The sequence below is a fragment of the Micromonospora wenchangensis genome, assembly GCF_002210435.1.
Lineage (GTDB): Bacteria > Actinomycetota > Actinomycetes > Mycobacteriales > Micromonosporaceae > Micromonospora > Micromonospora wenchangensis.
Map to the genome: position 1 here is coordinate 19,077 of NZ_MZMV01000060.1, position 21,423 is coordinate 40,499.

The window sequence follows — 21,423 nt, forward strand, 5'->3', positions numbered from 1 at the left end:
GGGTGCCGTCCGACGGGAGGGCCCGAGCCGCTGTTAGGGGTGCGGATAGGGGTTCGCCGGACCGTTCCCGCCGGTAGCGTCCGGACCACTCCAGACCTCCGGCGTGGTGGCCGCGCCGTGCACTGGCGCGAAGGGCGGACCGGCGTGGGCGGGACGGGAACGACGAGACGACTGGCCACCGCGACGATGGCCGCCGCCCTGGTGGCCGCCGTGGCGGGCTGCGGAGGGGACGCCCCGGTGACCGGCGGCGGTCTCACCTACGCGATCAACCAGGAACCGCAGTGTGTCGACCCGCACGCGACCGGGCAGTCGGTGACCAGTTCGGTCGCCCGGCCGGTCGTCGACTCGCTGGTGTGGCACGACACCGCGTCGGGTGAGCTGCGGCCGTGGCTGGCCAGTTCCTGGTCGGTCTCCGCCGACCAGCGGAGCTGGACGTTCGTGCTACGCACCGGGGTGACCTTCAGCGACGGCACCCCGTTCGACGCGGCCGCGGTGCGCGCGAACCTCGACCACATCGTCGATCCCCGGACGAAGTCGTTGGGCGCTGCCGGCGTCATCGCGCCCTACTACCGGGACTCGCAGGTCGTCGACGCGCACACCGTGACCGTCCGGTTGAAGCAACCGTTCGCGTCCCTGCTGGTGCAGCTCTCCACCGTCGCGTTCGGTATGCAGTCGCCGAAGTGGCTGGCCACCGGCGGCACGGAGCTGTGCACGACCGTCGTCGGGTCCGGGCCGTTCGTCATGCAGGGCGGGTGGCGCAAGGGGCGGGGCGTGGACTACGTCCGTAACGACGCGTACGACTGGGCGCCACCGGGCGCCCCGCACCAGGGCCCGGCCCGGCTGGACAGCCTGCACATCAAGCTGATCACCCAGGACTCGGCGCGGATCGGCGCGCTCACCAGCGGTCAGGTCGACGCCGTCGCCCGGGTTCCGGCGCTGGACGTCAAGCGGCTGGAGGGCACCATGCGGGTGCTGCGCGCCGAGGCACCGGGGGAGAACTACAGCCTGTTCCCCAACACCGCCTCGCGGGTCTTCTCCGACGTCCGGGTCCGGCAGGCCTTCCGGGGCGGCATCGACTGGGACAACCTGGTGCAGCGGCTGTTCTTCGGGGCCTACCGCACCGCGGCCGGCCCGCTGTCGCCCGCCACCCGGTTCGTCGCGCCGGCCACGACCACGGCGGTGCCCTACGATCCCGCGCGGGCCGGGCAACTGCTGGACGAGGCCGGCTGGCGCGGTCGGGACGCCGAGGGTTACCGCACCCGGGACGGCAAGCGGCTGACCGTCCGGTTCGCCTCGGTCAAGGCCGCCGAGACCGCGGAGAACGTCACCCTCAGCGAACAGGTGCAGGCCGAGGCCCGCAAGCTCGGCTTCGACGTGCAGATCGTCAACCTGCCCATCAGTCAGGTGATCAACAACGCCCAGCGGGGCACCTACGAGTTGATGGCCACCGGGTTCTCCGGGCCGGACGCGGACGTGCTGCGCAAGCTGTTCGGCAGCGACGGCGTCGCGGTGCCCGGCCGGATGGGCTCCAACATCGCCAAGTACCGCAACGCGACCCTCGACCGGCTGTTGGCCGACGCGCAGCTCACCACCGAGGAGCCGCGCCGCGCCGCCCTCTACGCGCAGGCCCAGAAGCAGGTGGTCGACGACGCCGCCGTCATTCCCGTCTACGCGGCCGGTTCGTTGATCGCCACGACCCGGTCCGTCGACGGCGTCGTGTTCGACGGCGAGGCGTCCCCCAGCTTCTACGCCGCCACCCGGTCCCGATGAGGCTGGTCTGGTCGCGGTGTGGTCACGCGCTGCTGGTCCTCTGGGGCGCGCTGACGTTGACCTTCCTGGCCCTGCACCTGACCCGGGGCAGCGTGGTGGATGCGATCGTCGGCAACAACACCCAGGTCACCCCGGCGGTACGCGCGCAGATCGTGCAGGACTACGGCCTCGGGCGGCCACTGTGGCAGCAGTACCTGAGCTACCTCGGCCGGCTGCTCCACGGTGACCTGGGCACGTCGTACCAGCTGCAGACCCCGGTCCGGGCGGCGATCGCCGAGCAGTTGCCGCCGACCCTGCAGCTGATGGGCCTGGCCACGCTGCTGGCGGTGACGACGACCCTGGTGGTGGCCGTGGCGACGGCCCGCCGGCCGGCATGGCTCCGCGCGCCGTTCGCGTTGCTGGAGGTGGCGGGTGTGGCGGTGCCGCAGTTCTGGTTGGCGATCCTCCTGCTGACCGTGTTCTCGTTCGGCCTGCACTGGTTTCCCGCGTTCGCCGACGGTCCCGCCGGGCTGGTGCTGCCGGCGGTCGCCCTGGCCGTGCCCATGGCCGGGATCCTGACGCAGCTCCTGCGCGACGGTCTGGAACGGGCCCTGGAGCAGCCGTTCGCGACCACCGCGCGGGCACGCGGCCAACGGGAACGCGGGGTGCTGGTGCGACACGCGCTACGGCACGCACTGCCCCCGGCCCTGACGATCTTCGGCCTGCTGCTGGGCTCGATGATCGGCGGCGCGGTGGTGGTGGAGCAGGTGTTCTCCCGCCCCGGCATCGGCAGCCTGCTGCTCACCGCCGTCACGGGCAAGGACATCCCGGTGGTGCTCGGGGTGGTGGCGGTGACGGCCACCGGCTACGTGGCGATCAACCTGATCGTCGACCTGCTCTATCCGCTGCTCGACCCGCGGTTGAAGGACTGATCCCCATGGCCGTCGCCGACCTGCCCCCCGCCGACCTCGCCGTCCTGTCCGGGCGGCGTCGCGCCCGGGGCGTCGGACCCGTACTGGCAGCCGTGTTCCTGGTGCTGCTGGCGGTCGCGGCGATCGCCCCGGGGCTGCTCGCCCCCGGGTCCCCGGACACGACGTCGACCGCGGACCTGCTGCGTCCGCCGGGAGCGGGCCACCTGTTCGGCACCGACCAGAACGGCCGTGACGTCTACACCCGGATCGTCCACGGCACCCGCGACTCGCTGCTCGCCGGGCTCGCCGCCACGGCGCTCGCCCTGGCGGCGGGGATCGTCGTGGGCGCCGTCGGGGCGCTCGGCGGCCGGATCGCCGACAACCTGACGATGCGCCTGGTGGAGGTGCTGCTCGCCGTGCCGGGCCTGGTCACCGCGCTGCTGATCGTCGCGGTCGCCGGCCCCGGCACGACAACCCTGATCATGGCGATCGGGTTCATCGGGATGCCCGCGTACGCGCGGCTCGTGCGGGGGCAGATCCTGCAGCTCAGAGGGTCCGCCTTCGTCGAGGCGGCCGTGGCGCAGGGCCTGCGGCCGGCCCGCGTCGCCGTACGGCACATCATCCCCAACGCCGTGCCACCGGTGCTGCTGCTCGCCACGATCGGGACGGGCGCGGCGATCGGGGCGAGCGCGGCGCTCAGCTTCCTGGGCCTCGGCCCCCGACCACCGGACCCCCAGTGGGGGGCCATGCTCCAACAGGGTCAGGACTACTTCGCCGTCGCCTGGTGGACGGCGACCATACCGGGTGTCGTGCTGACCCTGACGGTGCTGGCCATCACCACGCTCGGGCAGCACCTCCAGCGCCGCTTCGACGGCGGAAACCCCGGATGAGCACGATGCTGGTCGTCCGTGACCTGTCGGTCACCTTCGGCTCCGGTCGCCACCGGGTCGACGCCGTGCGGGGAATCTCCCTCACCCTGCGCGCGGGCCGGTGCCTGGCCGTGGTCGGCGAGTCCGGCTCCGGCAAGAGCGTCACCGCCCGCGCGCTGCTCGGCCTGGCCGGGGACCACGCCACCGTACGCGCGGGTGCGCTGGAACTGGACGGCACCGACCTCACCAGGCTCGGACCCCGCCAGTGGCGGCGGGTGCGGGGACGCCTGATCGGTCTGGTCCCGCAGGCCGCGATGGTCGCCCTCGACCCGCTGCGGACCGTCGGCCGCGAGGTCGCCGAGCCGTTGCGGCTGCACCGTGCGGTCCCACCGGCGGACATCGGCGAGCGGGTCGTCGAGCTGCTCACCGACACCGGCGTGCCCGAGCCCCGGATCCGCGTCCGTCAACGCCCCGGCCAGCTCTCCGGGGGCCAGCGACAGCGGGTGCTGATCGCCTCGGCGATCGCCTGCCGGCCGCCGCTGGTCATCGCCGACGAGCCGACCACGGCGCTGGACGTGACGGTGCAGGCGCAGATCCTGACGCTGCTGGACGACCTGCGCCGGGCCGGCACCGCGGTGCTGCTGATCAGCCACGACCTCGCGGTCGTGGCGCAACTGGCCGACGAGATCGCGGTGATGCGGGACGGCCGGATCGTCGAACACGGGCCGGCGGCGCGGGTCCTGACCGCACCGGAGCACGACTACACCCGCAGGCTGCTCGACGCCGTGCCCGGCCGCGGCGGGCCGCCCGCGCCACCGCCGTCCGCTCCGGTCGTCCTGCGGGCCGACGGGCTGGTCAAGACGTATCCGCGACCCGGGCGTGCCGCGCCACTGCGCGCGGTGGACGGCGTCTCGTTGCGCCTGCACGCCGGGGAGACGTTGGGTGTCGTCGGCGAGTCGGGCTCCGGCAAGTCGACCCTCGCCCGGCTGGTGAGCGCGATGGTCGCGCCGGACGCCGGCAGCGTCGAGCTGGACGGTGGACCCTGGCACGACCTGTCTGAACGGGAGCGGCGCGGGCGACGGACGGAGATCCAGACGATCTACCAGGACCCGCTCAGCTCGTTCGACCCCCGGCACACCGTCGAGGTCATCCTCCGGCACGCGCTCCAGGCCGGCGGTGAACGTCGCCGCACCGTGACCGACCTGCTGGACCTGGTCGGCCTGGAGCACGGCCTGGCCCGTCGCCGTCCCGCGCTGCTCTCCGGCGGTCAGCAGCAGCGGGTGGCCATCGCCCGCGCGCTGGCGGTCCGGCCCCGGGTCATCGTCTGCGACGAGCCGGTGTCCGCGCTGGACGTCTCGGTCGCCGCACAGGTGCTGCGTCTGCTGGTCGGGCTGCAACGCGAGCACGGGCTGGCCTACCTGTTCATCTCGCACCATCTCGGGGTCGTCCGCGAGGTGAGCCACCGGGTGCTGGTGCTCAAGGACGGACGGGTGGTGGAGTCGGGCGTGACCGGCGAGGTGCTCGACGCGCCGTCGCACCCGTACACGCGGTCGCTGCTGAAGGCGGTGCCCGCCATGCCGCCCCGGGAGGCGATGCGATGAGCACGGACGGTCGGACCCTCGCGGTGGTCGGTGCCGGACCGGGCCTGGCGATGGGGGGGGCGCGGGTCTTCGGCGCGCACGGGTACCGGGTGGGGTTGGTCGCGCGCGGCGCGGCCGGTCTCGCCGACCGGGTCCGCGACCTGTCCGGGCTCGGCATCCGGTCCGCCGCCTTCCCGGCCGACGTCCGCGATCCCGCCGCGCTGACCGCGGCCCTCGACGCGCTCGCGGCCCGGCTGGGCCCGGTCGACGTCCTGGAGTACGGCCCGGACCCGCGCTCCGCCGGCATCACCGGGGCGCTGCGGACCACTGCCGCCTCGGCCACCGACCAGTTCGACCTGATCGTCCGGGGCGCGCTGACGGCGGTGGGGCACGTGCTCCCGGCGATGCTGGACCGTGGCGACGGCGCGCTGCTGTTGACCACCGGCGCCTCGTCGGTCGTGCCCATGCCGGTGCTCGGCAACGTCGGCGTGGCGATGGCCGGGTTGCGCCACTGGGCCCTGTCCGTCGCCCCCGAGTTGGCCTCCCGCGGCGTGTACGTGGGCACGGTGACGGTGGCGACGGCGGTGGGTGGCGGAGATCCGGCGGGCGAGCCGGACGCCATCGGCAGGCTCTGCCTCGACATGGTGACCCGCCGTGACCGGGTGGAGGAGGTGGTGGGGGACATCGGACGGGTGTGGCGGCTGGTCGGTCAGCGGGCCCCCAGTTCGGGGTGACCGAGCCGCACCAGCAACCGGTTCGTCTCCTCCAGCAGGCGTTGCGCATCCGCCGGCCGGTAGGACCGGGCGTACCGGCTGCCCTGGAGGTCGATCTCCTGCGCGGCGCGGAACGCGGTCAACGCGGCCGTCGGCGGGTCCGCGAGCAGGCGCAGGAGTGGGCGGACGCCCTCCTCGACCGGCTTGCCGCGCAGGGCCAGGGTCACCGCCGCGAGCATGCGCCACGGTTGGTCGATCTCGCGTTGCAGGTTGGTGCGGACCACGTCGGGGTTGTAGAGCACGAACGGCAACCCCCCGGTCGTCGGGTGCGCGGCGAAGGCGACGCCCAGCAGGTCGGTGGCCCGGGCGGCCTGCATCAACGCCTGGAACCCGCGGCCACCGGAGGTGAACTGCAGGTCGTTCCAGCGGAGCCGGCCGACCGGTGTCCCGGTGCCGCAGACGTTGACCACCAGCGGCGCCCCGGCGGCGCGTAGCTGCGGCAGGAGTCCGAAGGAGAGCAGGAACCGGCTCAGGTACGACAGGGCGAAGTTCCGTTCGAGGCCCTCGGCCGTGTGACCGATGCGGGTCTGGTACCGCTGGGCGCACAGCACGAGGCGGTCCACCTGGCCGGTCCACCGGCGGACGGCGTCCAGTGTGCGCGTGTTCTCCGTGACCAACCGCAGGTCGGCGCGGAAGAAGACGGCCCGGTCGGCCGCGCCCGCCTCAGCCGCCTCGGCGAGCCAGGCATCGCCCTTCTCGGCGGTGTGTCCCACCGCCATGACGCGGTGTCCGTGAGCCAGGGCGTGTCGGGTGATCGCCCGACCGACACCGTCCGTACCGCCGGTGACAAGGAAGTCCATGCGCCCGGACCGTAACAACGGCGGGGCGGGCCGGATACCCCTACGGCACCCGTACCGTCGCCACCCAGCCGCGGTTAGGGGCCAGGCAGGGGAGTGTGCCGTGCCGCCGCCCGCACCGGAGGGCACGGGCGCCGGGGTCGGCGGTGGTGTCCGGGTCGTCGCTGTCGGTGGTCCTCCCGTCGGCGCTGCGGAACGCCGTCCGCCGAGGATTTGATAGGGGTTGATGCGAACCGCTCCGCCGGTAGGTTCGGATCGGGGAACGAGCAGCGGTCCACCGCCCCTTCTCCGGGTGCGTTGCCGAGCCGGACGCCGCCGTTCCGTCACACCCGATCCCAGTGAGGAGAACGACATGGGTGTCTTCGCGTACCTCAGCAGCTCCACCCGGCAGCCCGAGCCGGAGGAGAGCGACATCGAGATCGTCATCACCACCGCCGACGAGGTTCCGCGGGGTGGCACGATCAACATCGAAGTCAATCTGCGGACCCTGCACCCCACCATCAAGGACCGCCCGGCCGGCGACATCCGCGGTGAGGTGACCGTCCTGGTCGACGGGCCGGTCAAGCAGGAGCTGGTGGCCGTCGGCCTGCACAACGCCAATGTCGTCTTCGCCGGCAAGAACGTGCTGCTCACCGGCGGGCACGCCGAGTTCGTCGCGGAGGAGCCCGGGGTCTACACCTTCGCTCCGGGCGAGATCGCGGTGACCACCTCGGACTACCCGCTCAAGAGCGTGCCCAAGAACGAGAACCCGGCGGACAGCACCACGACGGTGGTCTGATCCCGGTGTCGGTTTCCGAGCACCGCTGGGCCGGGCTGGCCGACCGCCTCTCCGGCCGGCTGGTCCGGCCCACGGATGCCGGGTACGACCTCGCGCGCCAGTTGCAGATCGCCGAGTTCGACCGGGTCCGACCCGCCGCCGTCGCCTACTGCCGGACCACCGACGACGTCCGTGCCTGCCTCGCCGTCGCCGACGAGACCGGGGTTCATCTGGCGATCCGCAGCGGCGGCCACAACTTCGCCGGCTGGTCCACCACGGACGGCCTGGTGGTGGACCTGTCCCGGATGGACGGGGTCGCGTTCGCCGACGGGGTGGTCCGGCTGGGCCCCGGCGCGCAGGCCGTCGACGTCCTCGACCGGCTCGGCCCGCACGGCCCGCAGATCGCCACCGGGGTGTGCCCGACGGTGTGTCCGGCCGGCTTCGTCACCGGAGGCGGCCTGGGCTTCCAGACCCGCCGGTTCGGTACGGCGGCCGACCGCCTCGTCTCGGCCCGGGTCGTCCTGGCCGACGGCTCGGTGGTCGACTGCTCCACGGAGCGGGAGGCCGACCTGTTCTGGGCGTTGCGCGGTGGCGGGGGCGGCAACTTCGGTGTCGTCGTCGAGCTGGCGGTCCGCCCCACCCACGTGCCACGGATGACGTTGTTCACCGCCGTCTGGAGTTGGGACGCGGCGCTGGACGTCCTCGACTCGTGGCAGCACTGGGCGGACGCGGCGCCGGACGAGCTGAGCACCGAGATCGGCGCGGTCCTGCCCGACGCCGCCGACGGGGCCACCCCCACGGTCATGATGCACGGGGCCTACCTGGGTGGGCACGCGGAGTACCAGCGGGCGCTCGCCGAGCTGTGCGCGGCGGCCGGCGCGGACCCGGTGCACAGCACCGCGGACGAGCTGCCCTACGACCGCGCGATGCTCCGGTTGTTCCAGTGCGAGGGCACGTCACCGCAGCAGCGGCGTCGGGTCGGCACCACGCCCGAGGCGATGCTGCCCCGGCAGGGCTTCCTCCGGGAGCGGCACCGGACGTTCGCCGGCCCGATGGACCGCGCGGTGGTGCAGGACGCGCTCCGCGTGTTCGACACCCCACGCCGGGCCGGACAGTTCCGGTACCTCGCGTTCGCCGCCCTGGGCGGGGCCGCCAACGCCGTGGGGCGCACCGAGACCGCGTACGTCCACCGGGACGCCCGGCTGCTCGCCAAGTTCACGCTGATCGGCGCGAACGAGCAACCGGACGAGGTGGAGTTGGCGGCCGCCCAGGACTGGGTGGACCGGGGCTTCGCCGTCCTCGACCCGCCGTCCACGGGCCACTCGTACGTGAACTATCCCGATCCTGCCCTGGCCGACTGGAAGTGGGCCTACTACGGGGAGAACTACGCGCGTCTCGCCGAGGTGAAGAAGGCGTACGACCCGGCGGGACGCTTCTCGTTCGCGCAGAGCATCCGGGCGTGAGGCGGCCCCGGGAGGTAGGGGACCGCTAGGGGTTACCGGCCCCACCGCGCCCGCATAGCTTCGTGGCCGGATCGAGCCGGGTCCGCCTCACCCACTGATGAAGGAGTGGCATGAACCAATCACGGATGGCCGCCGGATTCGCCGCCGCCGCCGTCGCCGCGCTCGGGGTCGTGGCCACCACCACGCCCGCCGCCGCGTCGCAGACCTCGTTGGTCATCTCCGGCACCAGCACCGTGCAGTACCACTGTGTCGAGCCGCCCTACCCGGATGCCGACACCACCCTCGACGTCACGTTCACCGCGCCCGCGGTGGCGCACAAGGGCACGAACTTCACCGTGACGGCGAAGGTCAAGGCCACCGCCGGCATCCCGATCGACGTGCCCGCCAACGGCACCACGGCCAGCGTCGGGGTGGTGCTCAGTGGTTCGCAGAGCGGCACCGTCACCGCCACCGGGCTGACCAACACCGCGGTCGTTCCGGCCGGTCAGTTGCTCACCCTCACCGGCGGGTCGGCCACCGTGTCACCCACCCGGGTCGGCGTGCTGCTGTTCACGCCGGGTGGCTTCGAGTCGACGAACTGGCTCGGTCAGCATCTGGTCTGCACGCCGATCACGCCGCCGTCGGTCGCATCGCTGTCCATCGTCGTTTCCTGACGACAGGTGGCAGCCGGCACTCGCGGTGAGGGGCCGCACGGGGGTGCTGGCCGAGATGACTGCCAGTTCCAGCGCGATCTGCCGCCACCGCCGGTGATGGCCGCCACCCTCGCGGATCCCGGCCGGTGCCGTCGCCCGTCAAGAGAAGAGGCGGAACATGCCGCAGAAGACCATTCCCGACCCGCGTGACGTCGGCGAACTCTACGACCAGATCGACAACAAGGGTGTGCTCCACTTCGGATACTGGGAGAGCCTGGAGGACGACACACCCCTGGAGGCGGCGGCCGACCGGCTCACCGACGTGGTGGCCGAGAACCTCCGCTTCGCCCCGGGGGCCTCGCTGGTGGACGTCGGATGCGGCCTCGGCACCCCCGCGGTCCGTATCGCCCGGCAGGCCGACGTGAGCATCGTGGGGATCACGGTCAGTGCCGAGCAGGTCCGCAAGGCGGGCGAACGGGCCGCCGGGGCCGGCGTGGCCGACCGGGTCAGCTTCCAACTCGCCGACGCGATGGCCATGCCGTTCGCCGACGGGTCGTTCGACGCCGCGTACGCCCTGGAATCGATCATCCACATGGACCGGCGGGCGGCGTTGCGGGAGATCGCCCGGGTGATCCGTCCCGGTGGCCACGTCGTGCTGACCGACCTGTACGACCGCACCGGCGGCACGGCCGGTGAGCGTTCGCTGATCCACTTCCTGGCACAGGCGTGGCTGATGAGTCCGCTGATCGGCCGGGACGACTACCCGGGGCTGGCCGCCGATGCCGGCCTCGAGGTGGTGGAGGTGCGTGACGTCACCGAGAACGTGTTGTGGAAGACCCTCCAGCAACTCGGCGACCAACTGGCTGCCGGTGACCACAGCATGGTGCCGGAGGTCATCGTGGACAGTCTCGACGAGGAGCACCGCGAAGAGATCATCGAGACGCCCGCCGCGCTCCAGGGTGCCCACGAACTCGGTTGTCTGCTGGTGACCCTGCGCAAACCGTGATCCGGCAGGCGGACGCCCGGCCACCACCCGCAGGGGTGGGGTCGGGCGTCTGCGTGATGCGCTTTTCTGCGGGCAGCAGACCGGTGTTGATTTCCCATTCCTGGGATTACCTGGTCCGGCCGGGCGGTGGACCCGGGATGTGAGCAGTATGTGATCTGCCCCTCACTCACTTGTATCGATGTCGTCGTCGGGTGGTGGTACGTTGGTTTTTGTCTGCTTCGACACCGGTGGAGCGGCCGTTTCGCGGCGTCCGGGACCGATGCGACGGCCACACGAAGCGGCGCTTTCGGTATGTGTGCGGCTACGGGGGATTGCATGTCGCCAATGGTCGATCGTGATCAACAACGTGACCTGCTCGATTCCATGTTCATGGATTGCGCAAGCGGAAAGGGAGGTGTCCTGGTCGTCAGCGGGCCGGTCGGTACCGGAAAATCAGTTGTGCTGCAGGAGTTCGCCAACCGCATTTTCCAATCCGACGCGGTAGTGCTGAGCGCCAGTGCCTCCCGGGTGGAGCGGGCGCTACCTTTCGAAATCCTCGCCCAGATCTTCCAACCGCTCGCCGGAGCCCCGCAGCACCGGGCCGAGGTGGTCCGGATGATCAGCTCCGACGTCTGCACCACGGTGCTGTCCGACGCCGCGACCGAGGAGGTCGAGCGCGCCTACGGCGAGGTGTTCCACGACCTCTGGCTGATGCTCGTCCGGGAGGCCGCCGAGCACCCGGTGGTGATCACCGTCGACGACGTGCACCACGCGGACGACAGTTCCCTGCGGGGTCTGTTGTTCCTCGCCCGCCGGCTGAAGTTCGTCAGGTGTCTCATGGTCCTCTCCGAGCAGACCGGACCACCGCACCGGCAGCATCCGTTGATGCACGCCGAGCTGTTCAGCCAGTCGCACTGCCGGCGCGTCCGCCTCGGCCCCCTCACCCTCGATGGCGTCGGCCGACTGGTCGCCGCGCGGGACATCGTGCCCGACGGTCCCGCGCTCGTCGAACTGGCGGCCCAGTGCCACGCCGCGACCGGGGGGAATCCACTGCTGGTGTCCGGGCTCCTCGACGACCTCGCCGTGGCGTCGTCCTCCGACACGCTGCCCGCCGTCCAGTCGCTCGTCACCGGGTCTTTCGGCGAGGCGGTGATCTCCTGCCTGCACCGCAGCCATCCGGAGATCCAGCAGATCGTGACCGGCGCGGCGATCTTCGAGGCACCCACCCCGCAACGCGTCGCGGCCCTGCTCGACCTCGACGAGAACACCGTCCGCCGGTGTGAACCGGCGCTGACCGTCACCGGCCTGCTGCCGGACTGGCGACCCCGCCACCCGGCCATCCGCCAGGCGGTGCTCACCCAGCTCAGCCCCCGGGAGAACGGCCGGCTCCACGTCCGCGCCGCCGCACTGCTGCGCGACGAGCGGGCACCCATCGAACAGGCGGCGTTCCACCTGCTCGCCGCAGGGGTGCCGCTGCCCACCTGGGCGGTGTCGGTGCTGCAGTCGGCCGCCACGGAGGCCCTCGCCAACGGCCGCCGCCTCGATGCCGTCCGTTGCCTGGAACTCGCCCGGGAGACCACCTCCGACGACGTCGAGCGGGCCGCCCTCACCGCCCGGCTCACCCTGGTCGAATGGCGCGGGAACCAGCCCGCCGCCGAGCGCCACTTCCCGGAGCTGATGGCGGCGGCCGGCGCCGGCCGGCTGTCCTGGCACGACACCGCCGCGCTCGTGCGCCTGTTGCTGTGGCACGGGCGGCTCGCCGAGGCGGGGGAACTGCTCGACCGCCCGGTCGCGCCGGCCGAGGCCGCCGGCACGGCACTCCTGCGGGGCTGGCTGGCATCGTCCTATCCGCGCCTGGCCACCCGCCTGCCGGCGGCGTCCGACGACGACGGGAACGGCTTCGCGCTCCCGCACGGCCCGGCGAACATCGCGGCGGAGATCTGCGCGGCGGTCCAGCTCGGCGAGCTCGACGAGCAGTGCCTGCACCGTGCCGAACAACTACTGGAAAGCTGCGAGCTGGACGAGGACACCCGGGAGCCGATGCTCACCGCGTTGTGCGCGCTGATCTACGCCGACCGGCTCGACGTCGCGTCGCGGCACTGCGACGAGGTGCTGCGCCAGCAGGCTGCCCGGCGTGCGCCCACCTGGCGGGCCGCCTTCGCGGCCTGCCGTGGCGAGATCGCCCTGCGCCGGGGTGACCTGGTCCTGGCCAAGCGCCACGCCCACCTGGCCCTGGCCGGAGTGGCCACCGACCGGTGGGGGGTGGCCGGCGGATGGCCACTGTCCGTGCTGCTGCTCGCGGCGACCGAGTCGGGAGACCTGGACGAGGCGGCCGCCGCCGTCGTGCAGCCGCTGCCGGAAGCCGTGCTGAACAGCCGGCTCGGGATGCACTACCTCTACGCCCGGGGACGGTACTTCCTGGCCCGGGGCCGCGACCAGCTGGCGCTCGACGACTTCCGGCTCTGCGGTGAGCTGTTGGCCGAGTGGAAGCTGGATCTGCCGGGCCTGGTGCAGTGGCGGCTGGGCATCGCGGAGGTGCACCTGCGCGCCGGCGAGCTGGACCAGGCGCGGCAGCTGACGCAGGCGCAGCTCGACCACGCCTCGGGCCGCTATCCCCGGACCGCCGGCCTGGCCCTGCGGCTGCACGCGGCCACGGCATCGGACCTTCCCGAACAGATCCGCCTGCTCGACGAGGCGGAGGAGGCCCTGACGGCGGCGGGCGACCTGCTGCACCGCGCCCAGGTCGTCATGGACCTGAGCCGGGCGTACGCCCGCAGTGGCGCGGGCGACGTGGCCCGTGTCCAGGAGAGCCGGGCCCGTGAACTGGCCCGGCGGTGCGCGCCCGGTGACGCGGGACTGGCGTTGCTGGCCGCCCCGCCGTGGCCGGAGTCGGTGCCGGCACCGGAGCCGGCGCCGGTCCCGCACGACAGCGTCGTCCTCGACGACCTGAGCGAGTCCGAGCGGCGGGTGGCGGCACTCGCGGTGCAGGGCCACACCAACCGGCAGATCGCCCGCCGGCTCTACATCACGGTCAGCACCGTCGAACAGCACCTGACCAGCACCTACCGCAAGCTCAAGGTGCACCGACGAGCTGACCTGCCGGACATCCTGACCCTGGTGGGCACCGACGGGTGAGGCGGGCCGGGCCGGCGCTACCGCGCCTGCCAGCGGGGCTGACGTTTCTCCGCGAAGGCGCGCGGCCCCTCCTTGGCGTCCGCGCTGTGCATCCGGATCTCCTCGCACGGATAGCGGGTGGCGAACGCCTGCTCCAGGGGAAGGTCGAGCGAGGTGAGCACCGCCTGCTTCACCGCACGGACGGCCAGCGGCGCGCAGGCCAGCAGGTCGGTGACCCAGCCGTGGACGCAGTCGTCCAGGTCGGCCGCCGGCACCACGTCGTTGACCAGGCCCAGCTCGTAGGCGCGGCGCGCGCCGAGCTGCCGCCCCGTCATCAGGTGGCCCAGCGCGGTGCGTACCGGTAGCTGACGGCTGAGCCGGAACACCCCGCCGGCGCCCGCGATCAGGCCGAGCCGCGCCTCCGGCAGGCCGAACCGGGCGTCCTCCGCGGCGATGATCAGGTCACAGGCCAACGCCAGTTCGAATCCGCCGCCGAGGGCGTACCCGGACACCTGCGCGACGAGCGGCTTGGTCAACCCGAAGCGCTCGGTGAGCCGGGGCCAGCCCGGCCGGCCCCGGCTACCGAAGGTGGCCGGGGCCGCCAACCCGGCGGCCTCCCGCTGGGCCAGTTCGCGGAGATCCTGACCCACCGAGAAGGCGCGACCGCCCGCGCCGGTGAGCACACCAACCCAGATGTCGTCGTCCTGGGCGAAATCGTCCCAGATCTCGGCCAGTTCCTCGTGCATCCGGAGGTTCATCGCGTTGAGCACCTCGGGGCGGTTCAGGCGGATCGTCGCGAGGTGGCCCTCCTTGTGGTACTTCACCGTGGTCGGCACGCGCGGCTCCGATCAGCTGGTGGCGGGCGTGGTCAGCCACTGCCACTGGGTGAACTCTTCCCCGTTGCGCCCCGCCCCGTGCCGGTGCCCGTTGCCGGACGCGCCGCGTCCGCCGAAGGGCACGAAGGCGTTGTCGTCGATGGTCGGGTCGTTGACGTGGACGATGCCCGTGGCGAGCCGGTCGGCCAGCGCCGCGCCCCGGGCGACCGAACCGGTGAACACCGAGGCCACCAGTCCGTACTCGGTGCGGTTGGCCAGCTGGACGGCCTCGTCGGCATCGGCGACCACGACGACCGGCGCCACCGGTCCGAAGATCTCCTCGGTGAACGCGGCGTGCTCGGGCGTGACCGCGCTGAGCACCGTCGGGTGGTACATGAGCCCGGTGCCGGCACCCCCGGTCCGCAGCACCGCCCCGGCGGCCACCGACTGGCACACGATCCGGTCGACCCGCTCCCGCTGGCCCGCGTCGATGAGCGGCCCCAGGGTGACCTGCTCGGTCCACGGGTCGCCGACCGTCGCCGCGTCGGCCTGGCGGCACAGTTCCGCCAGGTACTCGTCGGCGACGGAGGCCACGACGATGTGCCGTCCCGCGGACATGCACACCTGCCCCTGGTGGAAGAAGGAACTCCACGCGCCCGCCGCGGCGGCGGCCCGCACGTCGGCGTCCTCCAGCACCAGCAGCGCGTTGTTGCCGCCCAGCTCCAGCGACGTGCGCTTGAGCAACCCGCCGGCCTCGGCGCCGATCTGCCGGCCGACCGCCGACGAACCGGTGAACGCCACCATGTCCGTGCCGGGGTGACGCACCAGGGCCCGACCGGCCTCCGGCCCGCCGGCGAGCACCTGCAGGACGCCCTCGGGCAGGCCCGCCCGTTCGAACACGGCGGCCACCACGTGCCCGCCGGCGACCGCGGTGCGCGGGTCCGGTTTGAGGACGACGGCGTTGCCCAGCGCGAGCGCCGGCGCAACGGCCCGCAGGGCCAGCAGCAGCGGCACGTTCCAGGGGCTGATCACGCCGACCGTGCCCACCGGGAGCCGGCGGCCCACACTGTGCCGGCCCGCCGGGTCCGCCAGCAGCTCACCGTGCGGGTGGACGGCCAGGGCGGCGGCGGCCCACAGCTCGTCCAACGACGAGTGGACCTCGTACTCCGCCTTGGCACGGACCGCGCCGCCCTCGCGGATCAGCCACTCGACGACCTCGTCGGTGTGCTCGGTCAGCACCAGGGCGGCCCGGCGCAGCACGGCGGCGCGCTCCGGCGCGGGACGGGCCCACCAGTCCGGCTGGGCCCGGCCGGCGGCCTCGACCGCGGCGGCCACGTCCGTGGCGTCACCGACCCCGACCTCCGTCAGTACCGCGCCGGTGGCCGGCTCGACCACCTTGCTGGTGCCCCCGGCCGTGTGCCGCCAGCCGCCGTGGTAGGCCCTGCCGCCGGTGCGGGCGAGATCGATCAGTGCGGTCACGGTCGGGCTCCTTGCTGGTGGCCGAGGAGGGGAACGTCGATCAGCAGCGGGCCGGACCGGTGCGCGGCGTCGGACACCAGCTGGACGAGTTCGTCGACGTGCGTGATCCGGCGTGCCTCGACGCCGAAGAACGCGGCGGCGACGGTGAAGTCGAGCCCGCCCAGGTCGAGCCCCGGATAGTGGCCGGCCCGGGTGGCCCTGCTGTCCCAGCCGTCCAGGGTGTCCTTGAGGGTGCGGTACTCGCCGTTGTTCATCACCACGAACGTGACAGGCACCGCGTGGCGGGCGGCGGCCCACAGGCCCTGGAGACCGAACATGCTGCACCCGTCCCCGAGGACGGCGACCACCGGGCGGGTGGGGTCGCCCATCGCGGTGCCGACCGCGGCGCCGATGCCGAAGCCCAGCCCACCGCCGAGCGTGTGCACGAGGGAACGGGGCCGGGCCAACCGCAGCACCCGGCGCAGCAGCACCCCCGCGGTGATGGCCTCCTCGAGCACCACCGCGTCGTCGGGCAGCCCGGAGGCGACGGCGTGCACGGCGGCCAACGGGTCCAGCGGTGCCCGCCCGTACGCCTTCAGCGCCGCGGTGTCGATCGCGGCCCGCTGCTCGAGGTGCCGCTGCCGCAGCGTGCAGCGGCGGCGCTGCGCCTCGGGTGCGTCGGACGGGTCGGGCAGGGCGGCGGCGAGCCGCTGCAACGTCGGCCCGAGCGCGCCGGTCAGGCCGCACGCCACGGTGAAGTTGCGACCGATCTCGGTGGGGTCGGAGTCGACCTGGACGACCCGGGTGCCCGGCGGGATCGCGGGACCGGGCGAGTAGTGGTGGGGCATGAAGGCGTGGCACCCGGCGATGAGCACCACGTCGTACGGGGCCAGCGCGGCGCGGATCTCCGCGTTGACCGGCGGCAGCACCCCCGCGTACAGGTCGTGGTCCATGGGGAAGTCCAGGCCGTCGTGCATCGGCTGGTGGTAGACGGCGGCACCCAGGGCCTCGGCGATCGTGACGAGCGACCCGACGCCGCCCTCCCGGCCCACCCCGTCCCCGGCGACCACGGCGGGGTGCCGGGCCCCGGCCAGCAGCGCGGCGGCGGCGTCCACCCCGGTGGCGACCGGGGGCGGCGCGACCGGCGCGTCGAAGAGCGTGACCTCGGTCTCCTCGGCCAGCAGGTCCATCGGTACCGACAGGAAGACCGGGCCGGCCGGCGGCAGGACGGCGAGCCGGAAGGCCCGACGCACCATCACCGGGAGGTCCTGGGCGTGCTGGACGTCGAACGTGGCCTTGACCGCCGGCCGGGCCAGGCCGACGAGGTCACCGGAGAGCATCGGGTCCTGCGCCAGGTGCCGCCGGTCCTGCTGGCCGGCGGTGACGACCAGGGGTGTCCTGGAGCGGCTCGCGTTGAGCAGCCCGGACAGGCCGTTGGCCAGACCGGCCGCCACGTGCAGGCTCACGAACGCGGGTCGCCCGGTGGCGCGGGCGTACCCGTCGGCCATCGCCACGACCGACCCCTCGTGTACGCCGAGCACGTACTCGATGTCGGGATGGTCCACCAGGGCGTCCAGGAACGGCAGCTCGGTGGTGCCCGGATTGCCGAAGACGCGGGTCACGCCCTCCTCGCGCAGGATCCGGATCAGCGCCTCGACGGGTCTCATCGGCCGCGCTCCCCGGCCCAGTGGGTACTGATCTTGGCCAGCACGTCCGGGCTGTAGAGCCGGTCGCCCTGCACCAGGGCGAACTCCGACAGGTAGTCGAGGAACCGGTCGACCGGTTCGTCGGCGAGGTTCAACATGTGCCGGTTCGCCAGCACGGCCGGGGCGGTCAGCCGCTCGGCGGCCCGGTCCGCCGCCCGGCCCACCTCCTGCGGGTCGACGGCCTCGTCGCAGATCCCGCTCGCCTGCGGGTCGGCCGCCCACAGCTTGCGGCCGTTGAGGATGACGTCCCGGGCCAGCCGGGGGCCGACCAGCCGCCCGAGCCGCAGGTTCGCGACCCCGGGCACGATCCCCTCCTGGGCGGCGGGGAGGCTGAAGTAGGCGTCGGCGCCGGCGACCACCCGGTCGCAGGCGAGCAGCAGTTGCATCCCGCCGCCGATGGCGAACGTGTCGACCGCCGCGAGCCAGGGCTTCTCCCGCCAGACGCGGGTGCCGGTGGGGCGGTCCTCCGGCACCCGCAGTCCACGGACGATCTTGCTGAGGTAGCCGAGTTCCCGGCCGAGCAGGAAGTCGACGTACGAGATGCGGCCCTGGTGCAGGTGCTTGAGGTTGATGCCGGCGCTGAACACCCGACGCCCGGCGTACCGGGGATGGGTCATCGTCGCGCCGCGCAGCAGCCCGACCCGGATGCCGTCGTCGAGCAGGACCAGGTCGACCGCCGTCTCCAGATCCGCGGTGAGCTGGTCGTCCTCGGCGTTCAGGCAGGACGTGTTGCCCAGGGTGACCCGTCCGAGGTCGCCGTCGCGTTCCAGCCGGACCGTGGCGAACTCCGCCACCCCGCTGCGCGCGAAGGTGGGCAGCAGCGCCAGCGCCGCCGCGGTGGGCCGCAGCATGGCCTCGACGATGTGCCGCCCGGTCGCCCGCGTGCCCAGCAGGTGGTGGAAGAAGATGGCCTGGTCGATCTCCCGGCCCTCCTTGTGCGCCTGCGGGCGGGCGCGTTCCGCGGCGAGCTGGGCGGTCGTCGGCACGAGACCGGGGAAGCGTTCCGCCGCGGCGCAGACGAGTTCCGCGAGCCGGGGCCACCGGGTCCCCGCAGCGGTCAGCTCCGCGAACACGGCAGGGGTGTGGGCCGAGAGGAACCTCGACCGCAGCTCCCTGCCCGACCGGTGCAACTCGTCGGCTACCGCCTGCTCGGCCGCCGTCCGTTCCGGCTTGTCCGGCAGCTCGGCGAGCCGTGCCTCGTTCCGGTCGGTCCGCGTCCGGACCGCCTCGGCGTCCGGGTCCAGCTCGCCGGTCAGCGACCGTTCGCGCGTCAGCGCGGTGGAGGGGGTCATGCGGGCTGGACCCCCTGCATGCGCCGCAGCGTCCGGTCACACGCCGCGAGGTGGGTGCCGAGCGCCTCCTCGAAGCTGACCGCGCTCGCCTCCAGCAGCAACCGCCGACGGATCGCCAGCTCGCTGCCGGTCAGCTCGCCGACCGCGGTGACCCGCTCCGCCACCGCCCGGTCGAGGTCGGCGGCGATCTCGTCGACGAGCCCCAGCCCGACGGCCTCGACGGCGGAGATCTCCGCGCCGAACAGCACCAGGCTGCGGGAACGGGCCACCCCGACCTGGTTGGCGACCCGGTGCACCGCCATCCCCGGCCACGGCTCGCCGGCCGCCGCCGGCAGCCGCAGGCGCAGCTCGGGACCGCCGATCCGGTGGTCGGCCGCGAGCAGCGCCTCCAGGGCGGGGCCGGCGCACAGACCGTCGGCGACGGCGATGGTGACGGCGTCGAGCCGTTCGAGCCGGCGCAGCGCCCGCTCCCACTTGTTGACCGTGTGGATGCTCAGGTCCGCCGGGGGCGCCCCGCCGCCGGCCGTCCCGGTGAGCCGCAGGACCAACAGTGCGCCCGGGGAACCCTCCACCTCGGCGCAGGCTCGGTCCACCCGCGCGATCAGCTCGGTGTCGACGGACTGTCCACTACCGATGGACAGGGGAACGACCTGCGGAGTGCCGGTCTGGGAGCTCGCGCTGCCTGTCAATGCGCACCGCCTTCTGGGTGGGGTCAGTGGTTGCGGGATGGTCCGCGGCTCAGAACCGCAGCAGAGCCGTCTCGATCGTCGAGCCGGGACCCATCGTCATGAGCACGCCGAACTCGCCGCGTTGGATCGTGCCCTCCTCGAGCAGCCGCCCGTAGGAGAACAGGAACGAGCCGCTCGACAGGTTGCCGTAGTCGCGCAGCACACCTGTGGTGTGCCGCAGTGCGTGCCGGGTGAGGCCCAGGTTGATCATCACCGAGTCGATCACCTTCTTGCCGCCGGAGTGCACCACCCAGTGCGCGATGTCGCTGCGGCGCAGGCCGGTCCCGGCCAGCAGCCGGCCGACGACCTCCTCGGCGTGCGCGCCGACGACGTAGGGCACCTCGCGGTCCAGGAAGAAACTGAACTTGCCCTGGTGGTCGTCCCAGTCGTACCGCATCGCGTCGATCGCCTCGGGGATGATGCAGCTGGCGAACCTGAGCAGGCTGGGGCCCGGCGCGAGCCCCGCCTCGTCGGTGATGACGGCCGCCGCCGCCGCACCGTCGCCGAACAGACTGTTCACCACCGCGCTGCGCATGGTGCCGTCGAGGACGTACGCGGCGGAGCAGGCCTCGACGCAGACCATCATGGCCAGTTGCCCGGGATGCGCGCTCGCCCAGCCCGCCACCGCGTTGAGCCCGTTGAGCCCCGCGTTGCACCCCATGCCGACCACGTCCAGCCGGCTGGTGCCGATGTCGAGACCCAGCTCCTTGATGAGCAGCGCGCTGAAGCCGGGCGTCAGGAACCCGGTCGTGGTGATGCAGCACAGGTAGTCGATGTCGTCGAGTTCGTACTCCGAGTCCTTGAGACAGGCCAGCACCGCCCGTACGCCCATGTCGATGCCGGACACCCGGTGCTTGCGCAGCAACTCGCCCTGCGTCTCGGTGGCGCGGCTGCCGTCCGGCAGCTCCGGCGGCAGGGTCAGGTGGCGGCGTTCGATGGCGCTGTTGCGGAAGACCGACCGGATGCGCGGATCGGTGATGGCGTACATGTCCAGCACGTCCTGCTGGGAGTACGAGTGCGTGGGGACCGCGGTGCCCACGCTGATGATCTTTGGCCGGATGAGGGCCTGGGTCGAGGTGGGATCGGCGCTGAGCACGGCTGACGTCATGATTCTTCTCCGTCAGAGAAACGGCAGGGCGGGATCTTCCCGGATACGGATGTCGCGCCGGTCGGCGAATCGGCAAGCGTCATGTTCAAAGCCTGTGCCGATTCCCGGGTGCTGTCATGACAGCATGTCGGACCCTATGTTGAAAAGGGGAACCACCCTGGACAGGGGTGGTTGCGCGACCCGGGCGGCGACTCCGTGGACATGCGCTCTGTTCTGCGGAAAGAGAAGCCAGGGGTGGCACAGGGGTATTGAAGTTCATGATCATAAAGTACGGTGCCATTCTTCCTGTACGGAATGTTGTCCACGGATTGTTCGGCCCCCTCCCGGTAGGGGGCCCCGAGACCTGGTAGGGGTGTTCGCCCCGTCGCGCCGCCGCATAGGTTCGCACCAGGTTCGCGCGCGCTTCCCGGTCGGGCACTCGGTGCCCGCGAGGCGACCCACGCCACCCTCGATCCCCATTCCGACCGGCCCACGGTCCAACCGGCCGAACTCGAAGAGAACGGGAGAACCCCATGACGACGTCGAGCGAGCAGTTGGTCGAGGCGCTGCGGGCATCGCTGAAGGAGAACGAGCGGCTGCGGCAGCACCAGCAGCGGCTCGCCGCGTCGGCCGGTGAGCCGGTGGCGATTGTGGGGATGGGTTGTCGGTTTGGTGGTGGGGTGGATTCGGTGGCGGGGTTGTGGGAT

Annotated in this window: 18 protein-coding genes; 11 read left to right on the top strand and 7 right to left on the bottom strand. The window is 72.7% G+C overall.

What is annotated here, in order from left to right; all coding sequences use genetic code 11:
• Nucleotides 1-117 precede the first annotated feature (117 nt).
• From B5D80_RS26375 to B5D80_RS26395, 5 genes are read left to right on the top strand one after another with little or no spacing between them, the layout of a single operon-like run.
• Entirely contained in the window at nt 118-1,770 is a 1,653-nt protein-coding gene (locus B5D80_RS26375; protein WP_144081764.1) for an ABC transporter substrate-binding protein, read from the top strand.
• Nucleotides 1,767-2,681, top strand: a complete 915-nt coding sequence (locus B5D80_RS26380) for an ABC transporter permease (RefSeq protein ID WP_088646649.1) — start codon at nt 1,767-1,769, stop codon at nt 2,679-2,681. Before B5D80_RS26375 ends, B5D80_RS26380 begins: the two co-directional genes overlap by 4 nt.
• 5 nt (nt 2,682-2,686) lie before the next feature.
• Nucleotides 2,687-3,550: an ABC transporter permease gene (locus B5D80_RS26385; RefSeq protein ID WP_088646650.1), complete on the top strand. Its 864-nt coding sequence runs from the start codon at nt 2,687-2,689 to the stop codon at nt 3,548-3,550.
• A complete protein-coding gene (locus B5D80_RS26390) occupies nt 3,547-5,130 on the top strand; it encodes a dipeptide ABC transporter ATP-binding protein (protein ID WP_088646651.1) in 1,584 nt (527 codons plus the stop codon). Before B5D80_RS26385 ends, B5D80_RS26390 begins: the two co-directional genes overlap by 4 nt.
• Nucleotides 5,127-5,843, top strand: a complete 717-nt coding sequence (locus B5D80_RS26395; protein WP_088646652.1) for an SDR family NAD(P)-dependent oxidoreductase — start codon at nt 5,127-5,129, stop codon at nt 5,841-5,843. The genes B5D80_RS26390 and B5D80_RS26395 overlap by 4 nt, the downstream gene beginning before the upstream one ends.
• Here B5D80_RS26395 and B5D80_RS33075 read toward each other — a convergent pair.
• A complete protein-coding gene (locus tag B5D80_RS33075; protein ID WP_342747130.1) occupies nt 5,819-7,147 on the bottom strand; it encodes an SDR family NAD(P)-dependent oxidoreductase in 1,329 nt (442 codons plus the stop codon). The two genes, B5D80_RS26395 and B5D80_RS33075, sit on opposite strands and share 25 nt — an antisense overlap.
• Here B5D80_RS33075 and B5D80_RS33080 point away from each other — a divergent pair.
• The 5 genes from B5D80_RS33080 to B5D80_RS26425 all read left to right on the top strand — a co-directional run bounded on the left by B5D80_RS33080 (nt 7,032) and on the right by B5D80_RS26425 (nt 13,651).
• Nucleotides 7,032-7,457 (top strand): hypothetical protein, encoded by a 426-nt coding sequence (locus B5D80_RS33080; protein ID WP_144081766.1) that lies wholly within the window; start codon nt 7,032-7,034, stop codon nt 7,455-7,457. The two genes, B5D80_RS33075 and B5D80_RS33080, sit on opposite strands and share 116 nt — an antisense overlap.
• A 5-nt stretch (nt 7,458-7,462) precedes the next feature.
• The gene (locus tag B5D80_RS26410) at nt 7,463-8,899 is read left to right on the top strand and encodes an FAD-binding oxidoreductase (protein ID WP_088646655.1); all 1,437 of its coding nucleotides are present in this window, start codon (nt 7,463-7,465) and stop codon (nt 8,897-8,899) included.
• Nucleotides 8,900-9,009: 110 nt separating this feature from the next.
• Nucleotides 9,010-9,552 (top strand): hypothetical protein, encoded by a 543-nt coding sequence (locus tag B5D80_RS26415; protein WP_144081767.1) that lies wholly within the window; start codon nt 9,010-9,012, stop codon nt 9,550-9,552.
• A 157-nt stretch (nt 9,553-9,709) separates the two neighbouring features.
• Nucleotides 9,710-10,537: a class I SAM-dependent methyltransferase gene (locus B5D80_RS26420; protein ID WP_088646657.1), complete on the top strand. Its 828-nt coding sequence runs from the start codon at nt 9,710-9,712 to the stop codon at nt 10,535-10,537.
• Between the two features lie 324 nt (nt 10,538-10,861).
• The gene (locus B5D80_RS26425) at nt 10,862-13,651 is read left to right on the top strand and encodes an ATP-binding protein (protein WP_158224242.1); all 2,790 of its coding nucleotides are present in this window, start codon (nt 10,862-10,864) and stop codon (nt 13,649-13,651) included.
• A 17-nt stretch (nt 13,652-13,668) separates the two neighbouring features.
• On the opposite strand, the gene dpgD is transcribed toward B5D80_RS26425, so the two are convergent.
• From dpgD to dpgA, 6 genes are read right to left on the bottom strand one after another with little or no spacing between them, the layout of a single operon-like run.
• Nucleotides 13,669-14,466 (bottom strand): enoyl-CoA-hydratase DpgD, encoded by a 798-nt coding sequence (dpgD, locus tag B5D80_RS26430; RefSeq protein ID WP_088646659.1) that lies wholly within the window; start codon nt 14,464-14,466, stop codon nt 13,669-13,671.
• 12 nt (nt 14,467-14,478) lie between these two features.
• Nucleotides 14,479-15,924, bottom strand: a complete 1,446-nt coding sequence (locus tag B5D80_RS26435) for an aldehyde dehydrogenase family protein (protein WP_088646660.1) — start codon at nt 15,922-15,924, stop codon at nt 14,479-14,481.
• The gene (locus B5D80_RS26440; protein WP_088646661.1) at nt 15,921-17,570 is read right to left on the bottom strand and encodes a thiamine pyrophosphate-binding protein; all 1,650 of its coding nucleotides are present in this window, start codon (nt 17,568-17,570) and stop codon (nt 15,921-15,923) included. Before B5D80_RS26440 ends, B5D80_RS26435 begins: the two co-directional genes overlap by 4 nt.
• The gene (gene dpgC, locus B5D80_RS26445) at nt 17,567-18,901 is read right to left on the bottom strand and encodes a (3,5-dihydroxyphenyl)acetyl-CoA 1,2-dioxygenase DpgC (protein WP_088646662.1); all 1,335 of its coding nucleotides are present in this window, start codon (nt 18,899-18,901) and stop codon (nt 17,567-17,569) included. Before dpgC ends, B5D80_RS26440 begins: the two co-directional genes overlap by 4 nt.
• Entirely contained in the window at nt 18,898-19,590 is a 693-nt protein-coding gene (gene dpgB / locus B5D80_RS26450; protein WP_158224243.1) for an enoyl-CoA-hydratase DpgB, read from the bottom strand. The genes dpgC and dpgB overlap by 4 nt, the downstream gene beginning before the upstream one ends.
• 49 nt (nt 19,591-19,639) lie before the next feature.
• Entirely contained in the window at nt 19,640-20,737 is a 1,098-nt protein-coding gene (gene dpgA, locus B5D80_RS26455) for a 3,5-dihydroxyphenylacetyl-CoA synthase DpgA (RefSeq protein WP_088646664.1), read from the bottom strand.
• Between the two features lie 512 nt (nt 20,738-21,249).
• Between dpgA and B5D80_RS33085 the strand changes: the two genes are divergently transcribed.
• On the top strand, nt 21,250-21,423 hold a 174-nt coding region (locus tag B5D80_RS33085; protein ID WP_211291660.1), incomplete at its 3' end, for a polyketide synthase docking domain-containing protein.